General features: G+C 70.6%; 25 protein-coding genes. 12 read left to right on the top strand and 13 right to left on the bottom strand.

Annotated elements, in window-relative coordinates; all coding sequences use genetic code 11:
- The coding region (locus tag AC1DWC_RS24155; RefSeq protein ID WP_477912113.1) for a cbb3-type cytochrome c oxidase subunit I at positions 1-1340 on the bottom strand (1340 nt) is incomplete at its 3' end.
- A 139-nt stretch (positions 1341-1479) separates the two neighbouring features.
- On the opposite strand from AC1DWC_RS24155, the gene AC1DWC_RS24150 reads away from it, so the two are divergent.
- The 5 genes from AC1DWC_RS24150 (at position 1480) to AC1DWC_RS24130 (ending at position 5557) form a co-directional block, all read left to right on the top strand.
- On the top strand, positions 1480-2226 hold the full coding sequence (locus tag AC1DWC_RS24150; protein WP_477912112.1) for a helix-turn-helix transcriptional regulator: 747 nt from the start codon (positions 1480-1482) through the stop codon (positions 2224-2226).
- A gap of 129 nt (positions 2227-2355) precedes the next feature.
- The gene (locus AC1DWC_RS24145; protein ID WP_477912119.1) at positions 2356-3084 is read left to right on the top strand and encodes an amino acid ABC transporter ATP-binding protein; all 729 of its coding nucleotides are present in this window, start codon (positions 2356-2358) and stop codon (positions 3082-3084) included.
- Between the two features lie 17 nt (positions 3085-3101).
- Positions 3102-3932, top strand: coding sequence for a glutamate ABC transporter substrate-binding protein (locus AC1DWC_RS24140; RefSeq protein ID WP_072844099.1), 831 nt, complete (start codon positions 3102-3104; stop codon positions 3930-3932).
- A 24-nt stretch (positions 3933-3956) separates the two neighbouring features.
- Positions 3957-4643, top strand: coding sequence for an amino acid ABC transporter permease (locus AC1DWC_RS24135; protein ID WP_477912111.1), 687 nt, complete (start codon positions 3957-3959; stop codon positions 4641-4643).
- Positions 4640-5557, top strand: a complete 918-nt coding sequence (locus AC1DWC_RS24130; RefSeq protein ID WP_477912110.1) for an amino acid ABC transporter permease — start codon at positions 4640-4642, stop codon at positions 5555-5557. Before AC1DWC_RS24135 ends, AC1DWC_RS24130 begins: the two co-directional genes overlap by 4 nt.
- A gap of 90 nt (positions 5558-5647) precedes the next feature.
- Here AC1DWC_RS24130 and recX read toward each other — a convergent pair whose 3' ends face one another.
- The 9 genes from recX to AC1DWC_RS24085 form a co-directional block, all read right to left on the bottom strand.
- Complete coding sequence (gene recX / locus AC1DWC_RS24125) at positions 5648-6208, bottom strand: recombination regulator RecX (RefSeq protein WP_477912109.1); 561 nt, start codon at positions 6206-6208, stop codon at positions 5648-5650.
- 10 nt (positions 6209-6218) lie between these two features.
- Entirely contained in the window at positions 6219-7262 is a 1044-nt protein-coding gene (gene recA, locus AC1DWC_RS24120; protein WP_072844104.1) for a recombinase RecA, read from the bottom strand.
- Between the two features lie 273 nt (positions 7263-7535).
- Positions 7536-7730, bottom strand: coding sequence for a DUF3046 domain-containing protein (locus tag AC1DWC_RS24115; RefSeq protein ID WP_477840567.1), 195 nt, complete (start codon positions 7728-7730; stop codon positions 7536-7538).
- 9 nt (positions 7731-7739) lie between these two features.
- Positions 7740-8894: a glycosyltransferase gene (locus tag AC1DWC_RS24110; RefSeq protein ID WP_477912107.1), complete on the bottom strand. Its 1155-nt coding sequence runs from the start codon at positions 8892-8894 to the stop codon at positions 7740-7742.
- An 85-nt stretch (positions 8895-8979) separates the two neighbouring features.
- Positions 8980-9654 carry a hypothetical protein gene (locus AC1DWC_RS24105; protein WP_477912105.1) on the bottom strand — a complete coding sequence of 225 codons (675 nt, stop codon included), beginning with the start codon at positions 9652-9654 and terminating at the stop codon, positions 8980-8982.
- 19 nt (positions 9655-9673) lie between these two features.
- Positions 9674-10657 carry an LLM class F420-dependent oxidoreductase gene (locus AC1DWC_RS24100; RefSeq protein ID WP_477912103.1) on the bottom strand — a complete coding sequence of 328 codons (984 nt, stop codon included), beginning with the start codon at positions 10655-10657 and terminating at the stop codon, positions 9674-9676.
- Positions 10658-10721: 64 nt separating this feature from the next.
- On the bottom strand, positions 10722-11264 hold the full coding sequence (locus AC1DWC_RS24095) for a DinB family protein (protein ID WP_477840561.1): 543 nt from the start codon (positions 11262-11264) through the stop codon (positions 10722-10724).
- A gap of 118 nt (positions 11265-11382) precedes the next feature.
- A complete protein-coding gene (locus tag AC1DWC_RS24090) occupies positions 11383-12909 on the bottom strand; it encodes a glycerol-3-phosphate dehydrogenase/oxidase (RefSeq protein ID WP_477912101.1) in 1527 nt (508 codons plus the stop codon).
- A gap of 25 nt (positions 12910-12934) precedes the next feature.
- Entirely contained in the window at positions 12935-13534 is a 600-nt protein-coding gene (locus AC1DWC_RS24085) for a TetR/AcrR family transcriptional regulator (protein WP_477912099.1), read from the bottom strand.
- A gap of 86 nt (positions 13535-13620) precedes the next feature.
- On the opposite strand from AC1DWC_RS24085, the gene AC1DWC_RS24080 reads away from it, so the two are divergent.
- The gene (locus tag AC1DWC_RS24080; RefSeq protein ID WP_477912117.1) at positions 13621-15201 is read left to right on the top strand and encodes an FAD-binding oxidoreductase; all 1581 of its coding nucleotides are present in this window, start codon (positions 13621-13623) and stop codon (positions 15199-15201) included.
- The gene (locus AC1DWC_RS24075) at positions 15198-16124 is read left to right on the top strand and encodes a diacylglycerol kinase (protein WP_477912097.1); all 927 of its coding nucleotides are present in this window, start codon (positions 15198-15200) and stop codon (positions 16122-16124) included. Before AC1DWC_RS24080 ends, AC1DWC_RS24075 begins: the two co-directional genes overlap by 4 nt.
- Here AC1DWC_RS24075 and AC1DWC_RS24070 read toward each other — a convergent pair.
- On the bottom strand, positions 16118-16825 hold the full coding sequence (locus tag AC1DWC_RS24070; protein WP_477912095.1) for a PIG-L deacetylase family protein: 708 nt from the start codon (positions 16823-16825) through the stop codon (positions 16118-16120). The two genes, AC1DWC_RS24075 and AC1DWC_RS24070, sit on opposite strands and share 7 nt — an antisense overlap.
- Before the next feature lie 66 nt (positions 16826-16891).
- The gene (locus tag AC1DWC_RS24065) at positions 16892-17065 is read right to left on the bottom strand and encodes a hypothetical protein (RefSeq protein WP_169888214.1); all 174 of its coding nucleotides are present in this window, start codon (positions 17063-17065) and stop codon (positions 16892-16894) included.
- Between the two features lie 238 nt (positions 17066-17303).
- Between AC1DWC_RS24065 and AC1DWC_RS24060 the strand changes: the two genes are divergently transcribed.
- The 3 genes from AC1DWC_RS24060 to AC1DWC_RS24050 are packed head-to-tail and all read left to right on the top strand — an operon-like array spanning position 17304 to position 19205.
- Complete coding sequence (locus AC1DWC_RS24060) at positions 17304-17912, top strand: biotin transporter BioY (RefSeq protein ID WP_477840551.1); 609 nt, start codon at positions 17304-17306, stop codon at positions 17910-17912.
- 10 nt (positions 17913-17922) lie between these two features.
- Positions 17923-18603, top strand: coding sequence for an energy-coupling factor ABC transporter ATP-binding protein (locus AC1DWC_RS24055; protein WP_477912093.1), 681 nt, complete (start codon positions 17923-17925; stop codon positions 18601-18603).
- Positions 18600-19205, top strand: coding sequence for an energy-coupling factor transporter transmembrane component T family protein (locus AC1DWC_RS24050; protein WP_477912091.1), 606 nt, complete (start codon positions 18600-18602; stop codon positions 19203-19205). Before AC1DWC_RS24055 ends, AC1DWC_RS24050 begins: the two co-directional genes overlap by 4 nt.
- Here AC1DWC_RS24050 and AC1DWC_RS24045 read toward each other — a convergent pair.
- Positions 19202-19795 carry a GNAT family N-acetyltransferase gene (locus AC1DWC_RS24045; RefSeq protein ID WP_477912089.1) on the bottom strand — a complete coding sequence of 198 codons (594 nt, stop codon included), beginning with the start codon at positions 19793-19795 and terminating at the stop codon, positions 19202-19204. The two genes, AC1DWC_RS24050 and AC1DWC_RS24045, sit on opposite strands and share 4 nt — an antisense overlap.
- A gap of 160 nt (positions 19796-19955) precedes the next feature.
- On the opposite strand from AC1DWC_RS24045, the gene AC1DWC_RS24040 reads away from it, so the two are divergent.
- Together AC1DWC_RS24040 and AC1DWC_RS24035 are read left to right on the top strand one after the other, a co-directional pair.
- A complete protein-coding gene (locus AC1DWC_RS24040) occupies positions 19956-20561 on the top strand; it encodes a ClpP family protease (RefSeq protein ID WP_072844127.1) in 606 nt (201 codons plus the stop codon).
- Positions 20561-21157 (top strand): ATP-dependent Clp protease proteolytic subunit, encoded by a 597-nt coding sequence (locus tag AC1DWC_RS24035; protein ID WP_072844128.1) that lies wholly within the window; start codon positions 20561-20563, stop codon positions 21155-21157. Before AC1DWC_RS24040 ends, AC1DWC_RS24035 begins: the two co-directional genes overlap by 1 nt.
- Position 21158 lies beyond the last annotated feature (1 nt).

Here is a 21158-nt window from a genome sequence, read left to right as displayed (position 1 = left end):
AACGTGGTGTGGAAGCCGATGAAGGTGGTCCAGAAGTGCCACTTGCCGAGGCGCTCGTCCATCAGGCGGCCCGTCATCTTCGGGAACCAGAAGTAGATGCCGGCGTAGGTGGCGAACACGATGGTGCCGAAGAGCACGTAGTGGAAGTGCGCCACCACGAAGTAGCTGTCGGTGACGTGGAAGTCCAGCGGCGGGCTGGCGAGGATGACGCCGGACAGGCCGCCGAACAGGAACGTGATGATGAATCCCAGGCAGAAGAGCATCGGCGCCTCGAAGGTGACCTGGCCCTTCCACATGGTGCCGATCCAGTTGAAGAACTTCACGCCGGTCGGGACCGCGATGAGGAACGTCATGAAGGAGAAGAACGGCAGCAGCACGGCGCCGGTGGCGTACATGTGGTGCGCCCACACGGCGATCGACAGCGCGGCGATCGACATCGTCGCGTAGACCATTCCGTTGTAGCCGAAGAGCGGCTTGCGTGAGAACACCGGGATGATCTCGGTGACGATGCCGAAGAACGGCAGCGCCACGATGTAGACCTCGGGGTGACCGAAGAACCAGAACAGGTGCTGCCAGAGCAGGGTCCCGCCGTTGGCCGGGTCGAAGATGTGCGCGCCCAGGTGCCGGTCCACGAACACGCCCATCAGAGCCGCGGTGAGGATCGGAAACGCGAGCAACACCATGATCATCGTGATGAAGATGTTCCAGGTGAAGATCGGCATCCGGAACATGGTCATGCCGGGGGCACGCAGGCAGATCACCGTGGTGATCATGTTGACGCCACCGAGGATGGTGCCGACGCCTGCGACGGCCAGGCCCATGATCCACAGGTCCGCGCCGACGCCGGGCGAGTGCACCGCGTCGGTCAGCGGGCTGTAGGCGGTCCAGCCGAAGTCGGCCGCGCCACCCGGGGTGAGGAACCCGCCCATGGCGATCAGCGCGCCGAACAGGTACAGCCAGTAGCTCAGCGCGTTCAACCGCGGGAACGCCACGTCCGGCGCGCCGATCTGCAGCGGCAGGATGTAGTTCGCGAAACCGAACACGATCGGGGTCGCGTACAGCAGCAGCATGATCGTGCCGTGCATGGTGAACAGCTGGTTGAACTGCTCGTTCGACAGGAACTGCATCCCGGGAACCGCGAGCTCGGTCCGCATCAGCAGGGCCATCAGCCCGCCCGCGAGGAAGAAGGCGAACGAGGTGACCATGTACATGATCCCGAGGGTCTTCGGGTCGGTCGTGGTGACCATCTTGTAGATGTAGGTGCCCTTGGGACCGAGTCGCGCGGGGTACGGCCGCGCGGCTTCGGTGTCGAGTGCCGGCCCGGGCGACGTGGCGGTCATCGCGTCGCACCCCTCGCACGCGCGAACCGCGACCGGTCGTTCACCGAATGCTCGACACCCATGGAATCCTCCCAGGTCGGCGCTCGTCACCTCCCCCGATTAAACACGAATCCAGTCGTTTTTAATATAGAATTGGCGAATGAACGACCGGCGGTCACCGCGCACCGCGGCGCATGCCGTCCTGGCGTCACCCAGCCGGCGACGCCTCCTCGACCTGCTCTCCCGCAGCGCGGCGGCGCTCGACGCGCGGCACCTCGCGGACGAGTCGGGCCTGCACGTGTCCACGGTCCGGTTCCACCTGGCCGCGCTCGAGCAGGCCGGCCTGGTGCGCACGGCGCCCGCGCCGCCCACCGGCCGGGGGCGGCCCCAGCTGCTCTACCGCGCCGTGCAGTCGGACGTCGACCGCGAGTCCGGCCGGTACGGCAGGCTGGCGGCCGTGCTGATCGGACGCTGGACGGGGTCCGGCGAGCACCGCGACTGCCCCGGGTCCGGCTCACGGCGCGCCGAACTTGCCGGCGACGACTGGGCGGCGCAGGAACTCGCGACCCTGACGCCGTCGGCCCCACAGACCATGCCCGACGCGGTCCGCACCGCCGCGGACGTCCTGGACCGGCTGGGCTACGACCCCGAGATCACCGAGGCGGGGCCGGACTCCGCGGAACTGACGTTGCACGCCTGCCCGTACGCCGACCTGCTCGCCGTCGACGCCGAGGTGGTCTGCGCGGTGCACCTCGGCCTGCTGCGGGGGCTGGTCGGCCGGCTCGGCCACCCGGACGCCGCGATCCGGGTGGGGCCGTGGTCGACGCCGGGCCGATGCGTCGCCCACCTGGCTGCCGCGGACGGCCCGTCCGCCGAGAGGCACCTCCGGAGCGAATCCGCGCAGTAAAGAATCCACAACGCCGCGGGCGCCGCGCCACCCAGATGCGACAACGGCCCCTCCGACCGCATAAAGTCTGCAACCATGACGCATGCGGACGAATCCGGAACTACGGCGTCGGCGGTGGTCCGCCCCACGATGATCTCCATGAAGTCGGTGCAGAAACACTTCGGTGCGCTGCACGTTCTGCGGGACATCGACCTGGAGGTGCCGACCGGCCAGGTGGTGATGGTGCTCGGGCCGTCCGGCTCCGGCAAGTCGACCCTGTGCCGGACGATCAACCGGCTCGAACCGATCGACTCCGGCACCATCACGATCGACGGCAATGAACTGCCCGCCGAGGGCCGGGCGCTGGCCGCGCTGCGCGCCGACGTCGGGATGGTGTTCCAGTCCTTCAACCTCTTCGCGCACAAGACGATCCTCGAGAACGTCATGCTCGCGCCGATGAAGGTCCGCAAGAAGAACAAGGCCGACGCCAAGGCGAAGGCACTCGAACTGCTCGACCGGGTCGGCATCGCCAACCAGGCCGACAAGTACCCGGCCCAGCTGTCCGGCGGGCAGCAGCAGCGCGTCGCGATCGCGCGGGCACTGGCGATGAACCCGAAGGTCATGCTGTTCGACGAGCCGACCTCCGCACTCGACCCCGAGATGGTCAACGAGGTTCTCGACGTGATGGTCGGGCTCGCCAAGGAGGGCATGACCATGCTCGTGGTGACCCACGAGATGGGCTTCGCCCGCAAGGCCGCGGACCGGATCATCTTCATGGCCGACGGGGTCGTCGTCGAGGACAGCACCCCCGACAGCTTCTTCACCGCACCGAAGTCCGACCGCGCCAAGGACTTCCTCAGCAAGATCCTCGGACACTGAGCGGGAAGGCGCGGACGGTGAGACTTCGCAAGGCCACTACCGCGGTGGCACTGCTCCTCGCGGTCGTCGTGACGGCGTCCGCCTGCGGGAGCAGCGAGCCCCGCGACGTCCTGCAGGACGCCGCGGACGGCCACCTCGTCATCGGGACCAAGTTCGACCAGCCCGGCCTCGCCGTGCGCGAACCGGACAAGACGATGTCCGGCTTCGACATCGACGTCGCCAAGTACATCGCCAACTACCTGGGGGTGCCGGAGGACGGCATCACCTGGAAGGAAGCACCCTCCGCGCAGCGCGAGACGCTGATCAAGAACGGTGAGGTCGACTACGTCGTCGGCACCTACTCGATCACCGACAACCGCAAGAAGGTCGTCGACTTCGCCGGGCCGTACTACGTCGCCGGACAGTCGCTGCTGGTCCGCGCCGACGACGACTCCATCACCGGCGCCGAGTCGCTGGAGGGCGGCAAGAAGCTCTGTTCGGTGGCCGGCTCCACGCCGGCGCAGAAGATCAAGAAGTCCTACCCGGGAGTGCAGCTGCAGCAGTTCGACAGCTACTCCTCGTGTGTGGAGGCGCTGCACCGCGGCAAGGTGGACGCCCTGACCACCGACGACATCATCCTCGCCGGCTTCGCGGCCCAGTACCCGGGCGAGTTCAAGCTCGCGGGCGAGCCCTTCACCACCGAGCTGTACGGGGTGGGGCTGCCCAAGGGCGACACGGAGGCCCGGATGAAGATCAACGACGCGATCGAGGACATGATCGCCACCGGCGCCTGGCAGGCCGCGTGGGAGAAGTCCCTCGGCGATTCGGGCCTCACACTGCCACCGCCGCCCACCGTCGACCGCTACTGACCCGCCAACCTGAAGGAGGTGAACATGGGACGACTGCTCGACACCTACGGCGACCAGTTGATCAGCGCATTCTGGATGACGATCCAACTCACGTTCTGGTCCGCCATCGGCTCCCTCGTCTGGGGCACCCTGCTCGCGTCGATGCGGGTCTCCCCCGTGCCGATCCTCCGGGCGACCGGGACGGCGTACGTGAACATCGTCCGCAACACCCCGCTCACCCTGATCATCGTGTTCACCTCGATCGGGCTGTACCAGAACCTGGGTGTGGCGTTCGCCCCGGAGGGCGACCCGGCGTTCATCGACACCAACAACTTCCGGCTGGCGGTGCTCGGATTCATCGTCTACACCTCGGCTTTCGTGTGCGAGTCACTGCGCTCGGGCATCAACACGGTCCCGGTCGGGCAGGCTGAGGCCTTCCGCTCGCTGGGGCTCTCGTTCAGCCAGGGCATCCGGCTGGTCGTGCTGCCGCAGGCCTTTCGTGCGGTCGTCGCGCCGCTCGGCAGCGTGCTGATCGCACTGACCAAGAACACCACCATCGCCTCGGCGATCGGTGTCGCCGAGGCGTCCCTGTTGATGAAGACGATGATCGAGAACGAGGCGGATCAGTTGTTCGTGGTGTTCGCAATCTTCGCGATCGGCTTCATGGTCCTGACGCTGCCGATCGGGTTCCTCTTCGGCTACCTCGGCAAGCGACTGGCGGTGAAGCGATGACCGATCAGGCAAGCGTCCTCTTCGACATCCCCGGCCCGCGGGCCCGGATCAGGAACCGGATCACGGCGATCGCGTTCGGACTCGTGCTGGTCGTCGTCGGCCTGTACGTGCTGCGTGTGCTGGCGGAGAACGGGCAGTTCGAGGCGGACAAGTGGTCGCCGTTCCTCAACCAGTACACCTGGACCACGTACCTGCTGCCGGGCCTGAAGGGCACCCTCGTCGCGGCCGGGCTCTCGCTGGTGTTCGCGCTCGTCCTCGGCGCCGTCCTCGGCGTCGGCCGGCTCTCCGACCACCGCTGGGTGCGGTGGGTGTCCGGGGCGTTCGTCGAGTTCTTCCGGGCGATCCCGGTGCTGATCCTGATGATCTTCGCGTACCAGGCGTTCGCGCAGTACGGCGTGTTCCCCTCGGGCGAACTCGCGCTGGCCGCCGTGGTCGTCGGCCTGACGCTCTACAACGGGTCGGTCATCGCGGAGATCCTCCGCGCGGGCATCTACTCGCTGCCGAAGGGGCAGACCGAGGCCGCGGTCGCGATGGGCATGCGCAAGGGGCAGACCATGCGGCTCGTGCTGTTGCCGCAGGCGATCACGTCCATGCTGCCGGCGCTGGTGTCGCAGATGGTGGTGGCGTTGAAGGACTCCGCGCTCGGCTACCAGATCGGCTACGTCGAGATCGTCCGCAGCGGCCAGCAGGCGGCCTCGTACTACCGCAACTTCTTCGCGGCCCTGGTCGTGGTCGGCATCATCATGATCATCATCAACTTCGGGCTGTCCTACTTCGCGACCTGGCTCGAGAAGCGCCTGCGGACCGGGCGCAAGGGCGGACGCCCACCGATCGCGCCGCTGGACGCCGATGTGATCGACGGGGCGCCCGGCATCGACGACGTGATGACCTTCACCGACAAGCGGCCCGCCTGACCGGCGGCCTCCCAGCGAGGCCGCCGCGCCAGTCCCCATCGGGCCAGTCCACACCGAGGCCGTCGGGTCAGGCCCCACCAGTCCGTCTGGTTAGTCCGCGCCGAGTCCGTCGGTGTCCGTACCGGCCTGGGCCAGTTCGGTCTTCACCACGTCGAACGCCATGCCCTGCGGGTAGCCGCGGCGCGCGAGCATCGACACCAGCCGGCGGACCACCCGGTCGCGTTCGCTGCTGCGACCGCCGGGCCCGTCCACCTCGAAGTCCAGCGACGTGGTGCGCAGCTTGCGCCGGACCAGTTCGACCGCGCGCTCGCGCTCGTCGTCGCCGTCGATCTGGTCGAGGGCGACCGCGGCGACCTCCGGGGCCACGCCCTTGGTGCGCAGCTCCATCGCCAGCGCCCGCTTCCCCTTGCCGGAGAACACGTGCCGGGAACGCACCCACTGCTCGGCGAACGCGGCGTCGTCGACCAGTCCGACCTCGGTCAGCCGGTCGAGGACCCGGGCACTGACGCCCTCGTCGTAACCCTTGTCCGCGAGCTTCTTCGACAGTTCCGCGCGACTGCGGGGCCGGTCAGTCAGGAGGCGCAGGCACAGGTCCTTGGCCTGCACCTCCTGCTGGGCCGGCGGCACGGTCACCGGATCACCGGAACGCATCGGCGGCGACCTAGAAGTCGACCGGGTCCGCGTCCTTGTCGGACGCGGTCACGTCCGCGCCGATGCCCAGCTTCTCCTTGATCTTCTTCTCGATCTCGTCGCGGATGTCGGTGTTCTCCAGCAGGAACTTGCGGGCGTTCTCCTTGCCCTGGCCCAGCTGGTCACCCTCGTAGGTGAACCAGGAACCCGACTTCCGGATGAAGCCGTGCTCGACACCCATGTCGATCAGCGACCCCTCCTTGCTGATGCCGTGACCGTAGAGAATGTCGAACTCGGCCTGCTTGAACGGCGGCGCCACCTTGTTCTTGACCACCTTGACGCGGGTGCGGTTGCCGACCGCGTCGCTGCCGTCCTTGAGCGTCTCGATGCGGCGGATGTCCATGCGCACCGACGCGTAGAACTTGAGCGCCTTACCGCCGGTGGTGGTCTCCGGGGAGCCGAACATCACACCGATCTTCTCGCGCAGCTGGTTGATGAAGATGACGGTGGTGCCGGAGTTGTTCATCGCGCCGGTGATCTTGCGCAGCGCCTGGCTCATCAGCCGGGCCTGCAGGCCGACGTGGCTGTCACCCATCTCGCCCTCGATCTCGGCGCGGGGCACCAGGGCCGCCACGGAGTCGACGACCAGGATGTCGAGCGCGCCGGAGCGGATCAGCATGTCCGTGATCTCCAGGGCCTGCTCACCGGTGTCCGGCTGGGAGACCAGCAGCGCGTCGGTGTCCACGCCCAGCTTGGCGGCATAGTCCGGGTCGAGCGCGTGCTCGGCGTCGATGAAGGCGGCGATGCCGCCGTTGGCCTGGGCGTTGGCGACCGCGTGCAGTGCCACCGTGGTCTTACCCGAGGACTCCGGGCCGTAGATCTCCACGACCCGGCCGCGGGGCAGACCACCGATGCCCAGCGCGATGTCCAGCGCAATGGAGCCGGTGGGGATCACCGCGATGGGCTGGCGGGACTCCTCACCGAGGCGCATCACCGAACCCTTGCCGAAGTTCTTGTCGATCTGCGCCAGCGCGAGCTCGAGCGCCTTGTCGCGATCGTTTGCCTGAGGTGCCATCGAGTTCTCCTTAGTCAGCGTCTCGTCCGGTGGTCCGGGATGAAGATCCGGGCTCGTCGGCGATCTGTGTTCCGTGATGCCGTTACGTTAGAGCGGGGTACCGACAACCTTGCGTAGGTCCGGTCTCGGGTCGGGCCCGAACCCGGCGGAAGACCACCGGCGCCGCGGACGGCCGCGAGGCCACCGAACAGAACCCCCTCAGCATAAGGGAACATCTGTTCGAGTCAACTTTCGAACCGCCTGGACGCGTTGCGTCTCCCGGCGGCCTCGCCGTCACCAGCGCGAACGCGGCACCTCGAAGTCCGCGCACAGTGCGCGCCACACGTCCCGCGGTTCCTGACCCGCCTCGATCGCCTGCGCCGCGGTCACGCCGCCCAGGCTGGTCAGCACGTGGTCCACCAGCAGGGATTCGCCGTACAGGCGCCCGAACTGGCCGTGCACCAGCTCGTTGAACTCGGTCAGTCTCACCACACCACGCTAGCGCCCCTGCGCTGCCGCCACGCACACCGCCACCGGGTCCGCCACCTCCGCGAGCCCCTCGGAGGCACCTCGCGCCGACTCCGCGAAGCCGGGCTCGTCCAGCACCCGCAGCACCGCCTCCCGCAGGGTCTGTGCGGTCAGCGGGCGCACCACCACCGCGCTGCCCTGCCGGGCCGCCCGGTTGGCCAGTTCCCACTGGTCACCGCCGCCGGGCACGGCCGCCACCGGCACCCCCGCCATCAACGCCTTCGCCAGCATGCCGTGGCCCGCGCCGCACACCACCGCGGCGGCCTGGCCGAGCATCACGTCCTGGCGTCCCAACCCGGCCCGAGCCCAGGACGGCAGGTCGGCCGGCGGGGCGTCGAGCATCGACGCGACGACCCGCACCCCGGCGCCGTCGAGCCCGGCCAGTGCGGTCTCGAGCATGCCCTCGGCCCCGGTGAACGCGGTCGACGGCGCGATCATCACCAGCGGGTCGTCGCCGGGCGGCGGGTCCAGCACCTCGGTGGTCGGCTCCCACAGCAGCGGCCCCACCACGTGCGCGTCCTCCGGCCAGTCCGGCCGCGGCACCTCCAGCGCCGGCATCGTCGCGATCAGGCGCGCCACCGGGCCGGGGTCGACGGCGGGCAGGCCGATGCTCACCCGGGCCGCCGAGCGCTGCCGCTGACCCTGCTTGATCGAACGCCCGGTCGCCGCGCGCATCAGCGCGTCGCGGGCCTGCCCACGCAGCCCCTCCCCCGGCGCCAGGCCACTGCCGATCGGCGGCAGCCCCTTCGAGGGGGCGTAGAGCGGGTGCGGGGACAGTTCCACCCACGGCACGTCGAGCCGTTCGGCGGCCATCCCGCCGCCCGCGGTGAGGATGTCCGAGACCACGAGGTCCGGCAGCATGGCACTCAGGTCCGGGAGGATCTCGGTGGAGATGTGCGCGGCCCGGGAGTGGATCCGCTGACCGGCGTCCAGGTCGTCGTCCTCCGGGCGCGGCGCGAGCCCCTTGAGCTTACGTGCGCTGATCCCCGCCGCCCGCGCCTGCTCGAGCCATCGGTCACCGGTGAACAGCACCGGATCCTCGCCCGCGGCAAGCAGTTTCAGGCACAGTGCGATGGCGGGAAAGGCATGGCCGGCATCGGGCCCGGCGACAACGGCGACTCGCATCCGCCCAGGGTGCCACAGTGCCCGCGGGCGGCCCGTCACCAGTGCGGCGGACGAGCCGCGACCGCGGCGGCAACGGCCTGTGCCGTCACCCGTCCGTTGCCGGGCCGGGCCGGCGGGCGACGAGGATGAAGACACTGATCACCAGGACCCACGCGGGGAACACCAGCGTCACCCAGAGGCTGAGGCTGACCACCAGCAGCAAAGTCAGCGACAGCAGGTAGGTCGTCAGCACCAACCAGCGCGGCATCAGGCCGGTGCGCAGCCAGATCGTGCCGAGCGAGATCATGAACACCCCGGCCATCCGCACCGCGTAGACGTTGCTGACCTGCAGCATCACCTCGCGGCCGAAGTAGACGATCTCCGCCTCGGAGCCGCCTGCGTGCCGGGACATCGCGAGGATCCCGCCGGCCACCGCCGTCGAGACGAAGGCCATCGCCAGGAACAGCAGCCCGCTACCGAGGAACACCGTCGCGAAGAACCGGTCCTCGAGGTCGCCGAGGCGGTCGCGGACGACGCCGATGAACCACAAGAACGCGATGCCCGCGAACGGCGCCAGCACCAGGGCGGCGGCCATTCGCGAGGCGGCGCTCCCCGTCCAGGCGGTCACGGCGAACGGATCGGCCGGTAGCGCGGTGCGCATCAGCACCAGGCTGGTCCCGAAGAGGACCCCGAAGAGGATGCCGGCGACCGCCGCCGACCGCGGCGCCGTCAGCTGACGGAACCGTTCGTCCTGCCTGTCGGACCCGGGTCCGGGCGTCACGTCACCACACCCCCGGTGGTCAGTCGATCACCAGTGGGCGCAGGGCCGCGCCCGCCAACTCCACGATCCCCGGCTCCTCGCCGTTGGCGACGAGGTTGATCACGATCCCGTCGACGCCGTGGTCGAGGACCCGGGTCTGGATCTGTTCGGCCACCTCGTCCGGGCTGCCGACGAACTGCCGGTCGGTGGCGGCGGCCCGGTCCTCCGGCGAGAGCGTCGACAGGTCGACGCCGCGGGAGAGCAGGAACTCACGCTGCAGCTGCCGGGCGCGGTCGCCGTCCTCGTCGATCATCACGAACGCGAGGAAGCTCGTCTCGAGGGTGCTCCGGTCGCGGCCCGCCTCCTCACAGCGCTGCGCCAGCGCGTCGAGCTTGCGCGGAAGCTCCGAGGCGTTGCAGATGATGTTCAGGTGGTCGGCGTAGCGGGCCGCGAAGCCGAAGGTCTTCTTCTCGCCGCCGCCGCCGAGCAGCACGGGCAGGTCGTCACGGATGCGGGGCTCGTTGATCGCGCCCTCGGTCCGGTACCACTTGCCCTCGAATGTCGGCCGCTGCCCGCGCAGCATCGGCACGATGATCTCGAGGGCCTCCCCGAGCCGTTCGAATCGCTCGGTGAAAGTGCCGAACTCGTAACCGAACTGGCGGTGTTCGAGCTCGAACCAGCCGGCCCCGATCCCGAGTACCGCACGCCCGCCGCTGACCACGTCCAGGGTGGTGACGGTCTTGGCCAGCATCGCCGGGTTGCGGTAGGTGTTGCCGGTGACCAGCGCGGAGAGCTGGATGCTCGAGGTCGACGCCGCCAGGCCGGCCAGCGCGGTGTAGGCCTCGAGCATCGGCTCGTCCGGTTCCCCGATGCCGGGCAACTGGTAGAAGTGGTCCATCACGAAGGCGGTGTCGAAGCCCGCGGCCTCCGCCTCCCGGGCCTGGGCGACGACGGTGGGGAACAACTCCACGACCGGCTTCGCGTAGCTGAAGTTGGGCATCTGGTATCCGAGTCGAATACTCACAAGGCCCGACGTTACCCCGGCGGGACCCGGTCCCGCCGGGCGAAACTGCGCTCCCGCCGGTGGGTCAGAACTCCATGCCGGCGTCCGCGCCCATCTGCATCGTGGTGTTCGCGCCGTCCAGCGACTCGCGGATGATGTCCGCGTGCCCCGAGTGGTGCGCGGTCTCCCGGATGACGTGCAGCAGCAGCCTTCTCGCCGTCCACCACTCGCGTTCCGGGGCCCACGGCGCGGTCGGCAACGGCACCAGCAGGTCCAGGTCGGGCAGCGACGCCACCGCCGCCTCGGTCGCGGCGGCGACGGCGTCGTACTGCGCGAGCAGCGATTCGACCGTGTCGTTCTCGGCTACCGTCCAACTCTCGGTCGCGGTGGCCATGTCGAACTCGGCGTTCTCGTCGCGTTCGAGCAGCGTCTCGAGCCAGTTCCGTTCGGTGCCCGCCACGTGCTTGAGCAGCGCGGCCAGGGTCAGCTCGCTGGCCGTCGAGCGGGTGCGCGCGCCGGCGTCGTCGAGCCCGCGGTAGGCGATGAGGAACGTCCGGCGCTGGTCGGCGAGGATCGAGAGGATGTCGGCGCGCTCGCCGGTCAGTTCGGGCTGCGATGAGATGGTCACGGTGTGGTCCCTTCCTTCATGTCGGTAGGGACCACGCTACGAGCGATTGCGGACAGGAGCAGTCCTAAATTGTGCGCCCGACGAAATTCGTCGCCCGACGCCCCCCACGACCGGGAAATCAGCTGCGCGCCAACGCCTCCGTCGCCGCGGCCAGCGCCCGCTCCCGGTCGGCGGGCACCAGACCGATCCGGGTCCTGCGGTCCAGCAGGTCGTCCGCGTCGAGGGCGCCCTCGTGGCTCACCGCAAACGCCAGCTCGGCCCGGGTGACGTCGATGCCCTCGGCCACCGGCGTCAGCTCCCCGGCGCGGGCCACCGCCGCCGACTCGGCCCCGTACCGGAGCGTCAACGACGCGGGCAGGTCCCGCGGCACCGGACCGGCGCCGGGCGCGGGGCCGGACCCCACCAGCGGCAGGTCCGCGGTCAGGCACGGCCCGGCCTCGAGCCCGCTCTCACGCACCGCCAGGTCGACGGCGTCCTGCGCCATCTTCCGGTAGGTGGTGAGCTTGCCGCCGACCACGCTGATCACCCCGTTCGCGGAGCGCAGCACCGCGTGGTTGCGCGAGAGGTCGGCGGTGGAGCCCTCGCCGGTGTCCAGCAGCGGCCGCAGTCCCGAGTAGGTGGCGAGCACGTCGTCGCGGGTCAGCGGGGTGCCCAGCGCGGTGTTCACGGTGTCCAGCAGGAAGTCGACCTCGAAGTCGGCGGCCGTCGGCACGTCGGGGATCTCGCCCTCGACGGCCTCGTCGGTCAGTCCCAGGTACACCCGGCCGAGCTGCGCGGGCAGCGCGAAGACGAATCGGTTGGTCTCCCCCGGAATCGGCACCGTCAACGCCGCGGTCGGGTTGCCGAGCGCCTCGGCCGAGAGCACCAGGTGGGTGCCGCGGCTGGGCTTGAGCCGGATCTCGGGGTCGATCTGACCCGCCCACACGCCGGCCGCGTTGACGACGGCCTTGGCCCGGACGGTCAGCTCCTCGCCGGTCAGCTCGTCGCGCAGCCGCGCCGAGTCGCCGGTCACGTCGTAGGCCCCCACCCTGGTCAGGACGGTGGCGCCGCGCAGGGCCGCGGTCCGGGCCAGCGCGACCACCAGCCGGGAGTCGTCGACGAGCTGGCCGTCGTAGGCCAGCAGCCCGCCGCGCAGACCCTCCCGCCGGACCGCGGGGGCCATCTCCGCGGCCCGGTCCGCGGAGACCCGACGCGACCGCGGCAGCACCGACGACGGCGTCCGGGCGGTCGCCCGCAACAGGTCACCGGCGAGGAACCCCGTTCGCACCAGCGACTTCTCGAACGCGCCGACGGAGGGCAGCAGCGGCACCAGCTGCGGCATCGCCCGGACCAGGTGCGGGGCCGTTCGGGTCATCAGGATGCCCCGCTCGACGGCGCTCTCGCGGGCGATCCCGACGTTGCCGGTCGCCAGGTAACGCAGCCCGCCGTGCACCAGCTTCGAACTCCACCGGCTGGTGCCGAAGGCCAGGTCGTGACGCTCCACCAGCAGCACCCGCAGCCCACGGGCCGCGGCGTCGAGCGCGGCGCCGACGCCGGTGACGCCGCCGCCGATCACCAGCACGTCGACCTCGGGACGGTCGCCGAGGGCGGCGAGGTCGCGGGAGCGTCGGTCCGCGTTGAGCGCGGACAGGGAGTAGGGATGCACGGTGAGCTCCTCTTGGTGCGGGCGGCTAGCGGGGGGTGAGGTAGGCGTCGACGGCCAGGCGCAATTCCTCGACCAGGGCGTCGGGCGAGAGCACGTCGGCGACGATGCCGGCGGACTGGACGGCGGACTGCGCGATCAGCAGCACCATGGTGGCGAGCGCCGCGGGATCGCCGGCGCGGATCGAACCGTCGCGCTGACCGGCGTCGACCACGGGGACGAGCACGTCGATGATCGCCCGCTGGCTGGCGCCGAGCCGATCGACGATGTACGGGACCAGCAGTTCCGGGTCCGAACGGACGATCTTCACGAACAGCGGGTGGGTGCGCACCTTCTCCGCCACCTCGACGACGCCGTTCACCAGCTGCTCGCGGGCGCCGTGCGGGCCGGACATCTCGGGCAGCGCCTGGCGGATCTCCCGGGTCAGCAGGTCTCCGACCACGGCCCGGGTGTCGGGCCAGCGCCGGTAGACGGTCGGGCGGCTGACGCCGGCGCGGCGGGCGATCTCGGCGAGGGTGGTCCGGCGCAGGCCGAACTCGAGCACGCAGGTCCGGGCCGCGTCGAGGATCAGGTCGTCGACACTGGGCGCGGCATCACGGACACCGGAATCTTCGTTACGGATAGACATCGTGTGTAACACTGTAACGCATGACCGACACCACAGCGCCTCGTTCGCAGTCGCCACTCGCCCGCCCCGACACCGAGGCTCCCACCATGGAGTGGGACGCGTGGGGTGTCGGTGAGTTCCGCAAGCAACTCTCCCCGCAGGTCGTCTCCCTGCTGCAGGCCGCGCTCGGGGTGTCCGCCGAGCAGGCGCCGCCGCCCGCCGAGTCCGACGCCGTGCTCCGCCCCACCGCGCTGACACCCGCGCACCGGGACGCGCTCGAGTCGCTGCTCGGCGCCGAGCAGGTGCGCACCGACGACGCGACCCGACTGCGTCACGCCGGCGGCAAGAGCACCCCGGACCTGTTGCGCCGCAAGGACACCGAGCCCCAGGACGCACCCGACGCGGTGGTCCTGCCCGGTTCGCACGACGAGGTCCTGGCCCTGCTGCAGTGGTGCGCGGACCAGTCCGTCGCGGCCGTCCCGTTCGGCGGCGGCACCAGCGTGGTCGGCGGCGTCGACCCGGTCCGCGGCGCCTTCGCCGAGGTGCTCGCGCTCGACCTGCGCCGGCTCGACGCGCTGGTGAGCCTCGACGCGGTCTCCGGGATCGCCGTGCTGGAGGCCGGCGTCACCGGCCCGCAGGCCGAGGCGCTGCTCGGTGCGCACGGCTTCTCGCTCGGGCACTTCCCGCAGAGCTTCCAGTTCGCCACCATCGGCGGGTTCGCCGCGACGCGGTCCTCCGGTCAGGCCTCCGCCGGCTACGGCCGGTTCGACGACATGGTCGAGCGGATCACCGTCGCCACCCCGTCCGGCACCCTCGAGTTGGGGCGCGGCCCGGGCTCCGCCGCGGGCCCCGACCTGCGTCAGCTGTTCGTCGGGTCCGAGGGCGTCCTCGGGATCATCACCTCCGTCGCGGTCCGGGTGCACCCCGTCCCCGAGACCACCGCCTACCAGGCCTGGTCGTTCCCCGACTTCGAGACCGGCGCCGCCGCGCTGCGCACGGTGATCCAGAGCGGCGCCGCGCCGACCGTCATGCGCCTGTCCGACGAGGCCGAGACCGGTCTCAACCTGGCCCTGGCTTCCAAGGTCGGCGGCGAGAGCCCCACCGCGGGCTGCCTGTCCGTCACCACCTTCGAGGGCACCGCCGCGCACGTGCAGTCGCGCTACGCCGAGGCCACCGCGGTGCTCACCGCCGCGGGCGGCACCGCCCTCGGCGAGCAGCCGGCCCGGGACTGGGAGCACGGCCGGTTCGACGCGCCGTACCTGCGCGACGCCCTGCTCAACGCCGGCGCCGTCGTCGAGACGCTCGAGACCGCCACCACCTGGTCCAACCTGTCGAACCTGCGCGGCGCGGTCACCGGCGCCCTCGTCGAGTCGCTCGCCGGGCAGGGCACCCCGCCGCTGGTGATGTGTCACATCTCGCACACCTACCCCACCGGCGCGTCGCTGTACTTCACGGTCGTCTGCGCGCAGGCCGCCGATCCCCTCGCGCAGTGGGCCGTCGCCAAGAAGGCCGCCGGCGACGCCATCGTGGCCGCGGGCGGCACCATCACCCACCACCACGCCGTCGGGCGCGACCACCAGCCGTGGATGCTGGACGAGATCGGCGAGCTGGGCGGCAAGGTGCTGCGGGCGGTCAAGGACGCACTCGACCCCACCGGCATCCTCAACCCTGGCAAGCTGCTGCCATGACACGATCGGTCACCGTCCTCACCAACCCTGCCGCGGGCAACGGACATGCCCCGGAGGCCGCGGCCACCGCCGTGGCCCGCCTGCGCGAACTCGGCGTCACCGTGACCGAGATCGAGGGCCGCGACGCCGCCGAGGCGCTCACCCTGGCCCGCAAGGCGGTCGCCGCCGGCACCGACGCACTGGTCGCCGCCGGCGGCGACGGACTGATCAGCATCGCGTGGCAGGCGCTGGCCGAAACCGGTGTGCCGCTGGGCATCATCCCGGGCGGCACCGGCAACGACCACGCGCGTCAGCTGCACATCCCCGTCGACGACCCGGTCGCGGCCGCCGACGTGATCGCGCACGGCGAGGTGGCTACCCTCGACCTCGGCCGGGCCGGCGACCGCTGGTTCGGCACGGTGCTCTCGAGCGGCTTCGACTCGCTGGTCACCGACCGGGCGAACCGGATGCGGTGGCCCCGCGGGCCGATGCGCTACAACGCCGCGATGCTCGTCGAGCTGGCGCAGCTGCGGCCGATCCCCTACCGGATCGTGCTCGACGACCAGACGATCGAACTGGACGCGGCGATGGTGACGGTCGGCAACGGCACCTCCTACGGCGGCGGCATGCAGATCACCCCGAACGCCCGTTTCGACGACGGGCTGCTCGACGTGACCGTGGTGGCCGCCGGCAGCCGGCTCAAGCTGATCCGGTTGTTCCCGACCGTCTACAAGGGCACCCATGTCGACCTCGACGAGGTGCAGACGTTCCGTTCCCGCAAGGTCCGGCTGGAGGCGCCGCGCGACGGCATCGGCGGGTCCGTCATCACGCCCTACGCGGACGGCGAGCGGCTGGACCCGCTGCCGCTCGACATCGAGGCGGTGCCGAACGCCGGCCGGGCGATCGTCGGGGCGCCGCTCCACGGCGGACCGGGCGGTCAGTAGCAGTACAGCTCGAAGGCCACCGCCCGTTGCGCCGGGAAACCGTCCTTCGGCGCGGTGGCCATCTCGATCTGGTTCGCGGCCTGCTCCGCCACCGGGGTCGCGCTCAGCGCTTCGAGGTACCGCCGGTGTTCGGTCAGCGAGGCGACCGCCGACGCCACGGTCTCGGTGACGTCGACGGCGTGGGTGGCCCCGACCAGGACGTTCACCGCGACCCAGCGCACCCCCGCCCACGGCGACTCGGTCAGCTCGGGGAAGATCCACGCGTTGGCGGCGTCGGACACCGCGTCCAGCACCGAGATCCCGAGCGCGCGGTGGTCGGCGCTGTTGAGGTGGCCGGGCGCCCACGTCTCACGAAAGTTCATGGTGGCCACGAACTCCGGGCGGTGCCGCCGGACGGCCGCGGCGAGCGAGGCCCGCAGCGCCAGGTCCGCCTGCAGTCGGCCGTCGGGGTGGCCGAGGAACTCGACCTCGCTGACCCCGACGACCGCGGCCGAGCGCCGCTCCTCGTCCTCGCGCAGCCGGCGGCACTCGTCCGGCGCGAGCCCCTCGATGCCGGCCTCGCCGCTGGTCGCGAGGACGTACCGGACCTCCTTGCCCTGCGCGGTCCACCGGGCCACCGCCGCGGCGCACCCGTACTCGATGTCGTCGGGGTGGGCGACGATCACGACGCCGCGCTGCCAGTCCTCGGGAATCGGCTCCATCCGTTCAGGATGCCCGTAGTCGCGGGCACCCGCAGCGGTCACCGAGCCTCTCGCGGGCCCGGCGGGTCAGATCCGGTCGATGTCGTGGGCGTCGCTGCCCGACATCGCCTTGAACAGCAGGTACAGCCCGAACACCACGGCGCCGACGACCAGCACCCAGAACAGCCCCTTCACCAGCGCGCCGACAACCGCCAACGCGATCCAGACCAGGGCGACGATTCCTACGATCTTCCAGAACACCAGGGTTCTCCGTTCACTCGCTCCGGCCGCCGCACCGACGGCCCGATGCGTTCAGCCTCGCAGGCCTCGACGAGAAAAGCACCAGCTCAGACGCAAGATCAGGGAAAGATCAGGGTGATCCCCCAGGCCGGTCGGGGGCGCCTGCGGCGGGTGCCCCCGAATACGACGTGACCTGGGCAACCGGCCGGTGAACTAAGCTCGCCGGGTTACCCCACCCTTTCCTGAGGAGCATTTCGCCGTGTCCACCAGCACCCCTGGCGCCCCGACCTTCACCGCGCGTGACCTCGCACAGGTGGCGGTGTTCGCCGCGCTGATCATCGCGCTGGGCCTGCCCGGCACCATCACCGTCGGCGGTTCCGGCGTCCCGATCACCCTGCAGACGCTCGGCGTCATGCTCGCCGGCGCGCTGCTTGGACCCCGCAAGGGTGTGCTGGCGGTGCTCACCGTGATCGTGCTGGGCCTGGCACTGCCCGTGCTGGCCGGTGGCCGCACCTCGCTGACCTCCCTGGCCGGGCCGACCGCCGGCTTCCTGATCGGCTGGATCCCCACGGTCGCGGTGATCGGCTGGCTCACCGTCAAGATGCTGCCGCGCTACAACGTCGTGGTCGGGACCGCGATCAACCTCCTCGGCGGCATCGTCGTGCTCTACGGGTTCGGCATCGCCGGCCTGATGCTGCGCACCGACCTGACCCTCTGGCAGGCGCTGAGCACCAACGTCACGTTCCTGCCGGGCGACGCGGTCAAGGCCGTCGTGGCGGCGCTGGTCGCGGTGCAGGTGCACCGCGCCTACCCGGCGCTGTTGGCGCCGCGGTCGACGACGTACGCCCCCGTCGCCGACCCCGCCTGACCCACCTCGCATGACCGAGATCCGCTTCGAGTCCGTCTCGCACCGTTACGGCGATCGTGCGGTGCTCGCGGACGTCAGCCTCAACCTCACCGAGCGCCGGATCGGGATCGTCGGCGCCAACGGCAGCGGCAAGTCCACGCTCGCCCGGATGATCAACGGCCTGGTGCTGCCCAGCGGCGGCCGGGTCACCGTGGACGGACTCGACACCGCGCGCGAGGGCCGCAAGGTCCGGCGCAAGGTCGGGTTCGTCTTCACCGACCCCGATCACCAGATCATCATGCCGACGGTCGCCGAGGACATCGCGTTCTCGTTGCGCCGGACGTCGGTGCCGCAGGCCGAGCGGGCCGCGCGGGTGAACGCGGTGCTCGAGAACTTCGGTCTGGCCGGACACGCCGAGCATCCGACGCACCTGCTCTCCGGCGGCCAGAAGCAGATGCTCGCGCTCGCGGCGATCATGGTCACCGAACCGGAGGTGATCGTCGCCGACGAACCGACCACGCTGCTGGACCTGCGCAACACCCGGGTGGTGGCACAGACGTTGGCGGCGCTGCCGCAGCAGGTGGTCGCGGTGACCCATCAACTCGACCTGCTCGCCGACTTCGACCGGGTGCTGGTCGTCGACGCAGGCGGAGTGGTCGCGGACGGCCTGCCGGGCGAGTCGATCGCCTTCTACCGCCGCCTCATCGGATGACCACGCTCGGCCTCTACCACCCGGCCGGGTCGGTGCTGCACCGGTTGCCCGCGGGCGCGAAGCTCGCGGGACTGCTGGTGGCGCTGGTCGCGGTGACGGCCGCGGTCCGCGAGCCCTGGCACCTGGCCCCCGCCGCGGCACTGCTCGTCGCCGCGTACGCGGTGGCCCGGATCCCGGTCCGGGTGGCGCTGAGCCAACTGCGCCCGGTGCTGTGGATGCTGCTGTTCGTCGGCGCCTTCCAGGTGGTCTTCACGGGCTGGCGCCGCGCGCTGGTGGTGTGCGGGGTGCTGCTGCTGTCCGTGGCGGCCGCGGCGCTCGTCACGCTGACGACGCGGGTGATCGACATGCTCGACGCCGTGCAGCGCCTCCTGGCGCCGTTGCGGCGCTTCGGCGTCAACCCGGACCGGGTGGGCCTGGTGCTGGCGATGACCCTGCGCTGCATCCCGCTGCTCGCCGGCCTGGTCTCCGACGTGACCGAGGCCCGCAAGGCCCGCGGACTCGGGTTCTCACTGCGGGCGCTGGCCGTCCCGGTGGTGATCGGGGCGCTGCGGACGGCCGACGCGATGGGCGAGGCCCTGGCGGCGCGCGGGGTCGACGACTAGGCCCGGCGACCAGCCCGACGCGACTGGGCCCGATGTGCGGCCTGTCGGTGCATCCTCCACACGTCCGGCCCGCCGTCGAGCGTGATGTGACCGGTGACCACGAACCCGTGGCGTTCGTAGAGGGGCAGGTTCCGGTCGGTCGAGGTGTCGAGACTGCAGTCGCGCTCGTGCCGGTCCAGTTCCGCCAGGCCGGCTTTCAACAACGCTCCGCCCAGCCCGGCGCCCTGACCTGCACGGGCGACTCCGACGGTCGCCAGGGTCCAGGCGTCGGGTTCGGCCGGGAGCCTCGACAGCTGATTCTCGGCCTCGACCAGTCGCCCGACCCGGTCACCGTGCAGCTCGACGATCTTCGAGACGACGCTCTCGGCCGGTTCCGGCATGTCCGGCGGAACGAACGCGGCCACGCCGCTGCCCAACGCGTCGATGTAGGCCGCGCCGTACGGCAGCGCCATGTGTTCGAGGTAGATGCGCTGTAGCCCCGCGAGCCGTTCGGTGTGGGAATCGGCCGCCACGCACCAGTCGGTCCACGGGTAGCCGGTGAATGCGTCCGCCAGGACGCCCGCTGCGCGGTCGAGTTCTGGCGCCCGCATCGGTCGAACGTGATTCTCCATGCCCGACAACACCACGGACGGACCGAACGACGCCAGTCGATATCCGAGGGCCTCGACATCCGACGCGCTGGGCGCGGCCTCGTCTGCCCTTGGCAGACAAATCGATTCGCATCCACATCCGCCCGATACAACGGGATGCATGATCGAGAAATCGCCCCTGGACTACCGCGACCAACTCACCGACCGACTCTTCCGCCAGCGCACCCTGCTGCTCACCGGGGAGGTGAACGACGAGATGGCCGAGCGGGTGTGCGCCGAACTGGTGCTGCTCGCCACGGCCGACGCCGACCGCGACGTCGTCCTCTACATCAACTCACCCGGCGGGTCCGTGCTGGCCGGTCTGGCCATCTACGACACCATGAAGCTGATCCCCAACGACGTGGTGACCGTGGCCCTCGGCTTCGCCGCGAGCATGGGCCAGGTGCTGCTCGCCTCGGGCACGCACGGCAAACGGATCAGCCTGGCGCACAGCCGAATCATGATGCACCAGCCGTCCGCCGGGATCGGCGGCACCGCGATGGACATTGCCATTCAGGCGGACAACTGGGAGTACATGAAGCGGCAGTCGGAGGAGATCCTCGCGGCGGAGACCGGCCGCCCGGTCGAGGAGATCGCCGCCGACAGCGATCGCGACCGCTGGTTCACCCCGGAGCAGGCCCGCGACTACGGGATCGTCGACGCGGTCGTCGGTTCCTTCGCTCAGATCGCGCCCTTCGCGACCGCCGGACGGATGGGGTTGCAGTGATGTCCCAGTACACGATTCCCAACGTCATCGAGCGGACACCGGCGGGCGAACGGTCCTTCGACGTGTTCAGCCGCCTGCTCAACGAGCGAATCATCTTCCTGGGTACCGAGATCGACGACGGCGTCGCGAACGTCGTGATGGCGCAGCTGCTGCACCTCGAGGCGGAGGCACCGGACCGGGAGATCGGGCTGTACATCAACTCCCCGGGGGGATCGACCACCGCGATGCTGGCGGTCTACGACACCATGCAGTTCCTGCGCCCGCAGGTCGCGACCTACTGCATGGGTCAGGCCGCGTCGGCGGCGGCTGTCCTGCTCGCCGCGGGCGCGCCCGGCAGGCGGTATGTGCTCGCACACTCCCGCGTCCTACTGCATCAGCCCTCGACCCAGGGGCAGGGCTCCATCTCGGACCTCGCGCTCCAGGCCGCGGAGGTGCTGCGGATCCGGTCGCAGACCGAGGAGATCCTCAGCGCACACACCGGCCAGGACGCGGCGCGGCTGCGCAAGGACACCGACCGGGACCGGATCTTCACCGCACAGGAGGCGCTCGACTACGGCCTGGCCGACCAGGTGATCGTCACCCGCGACGCCGGGTGAG

This window comes from Rhodococcus sp. P4_C10 (genome assembly GCF_056402135.1).
Note: the sequence above shows the minus strand (reverse complement) of the source record. Positions and strands in the feature narration are given on the sequence as shown.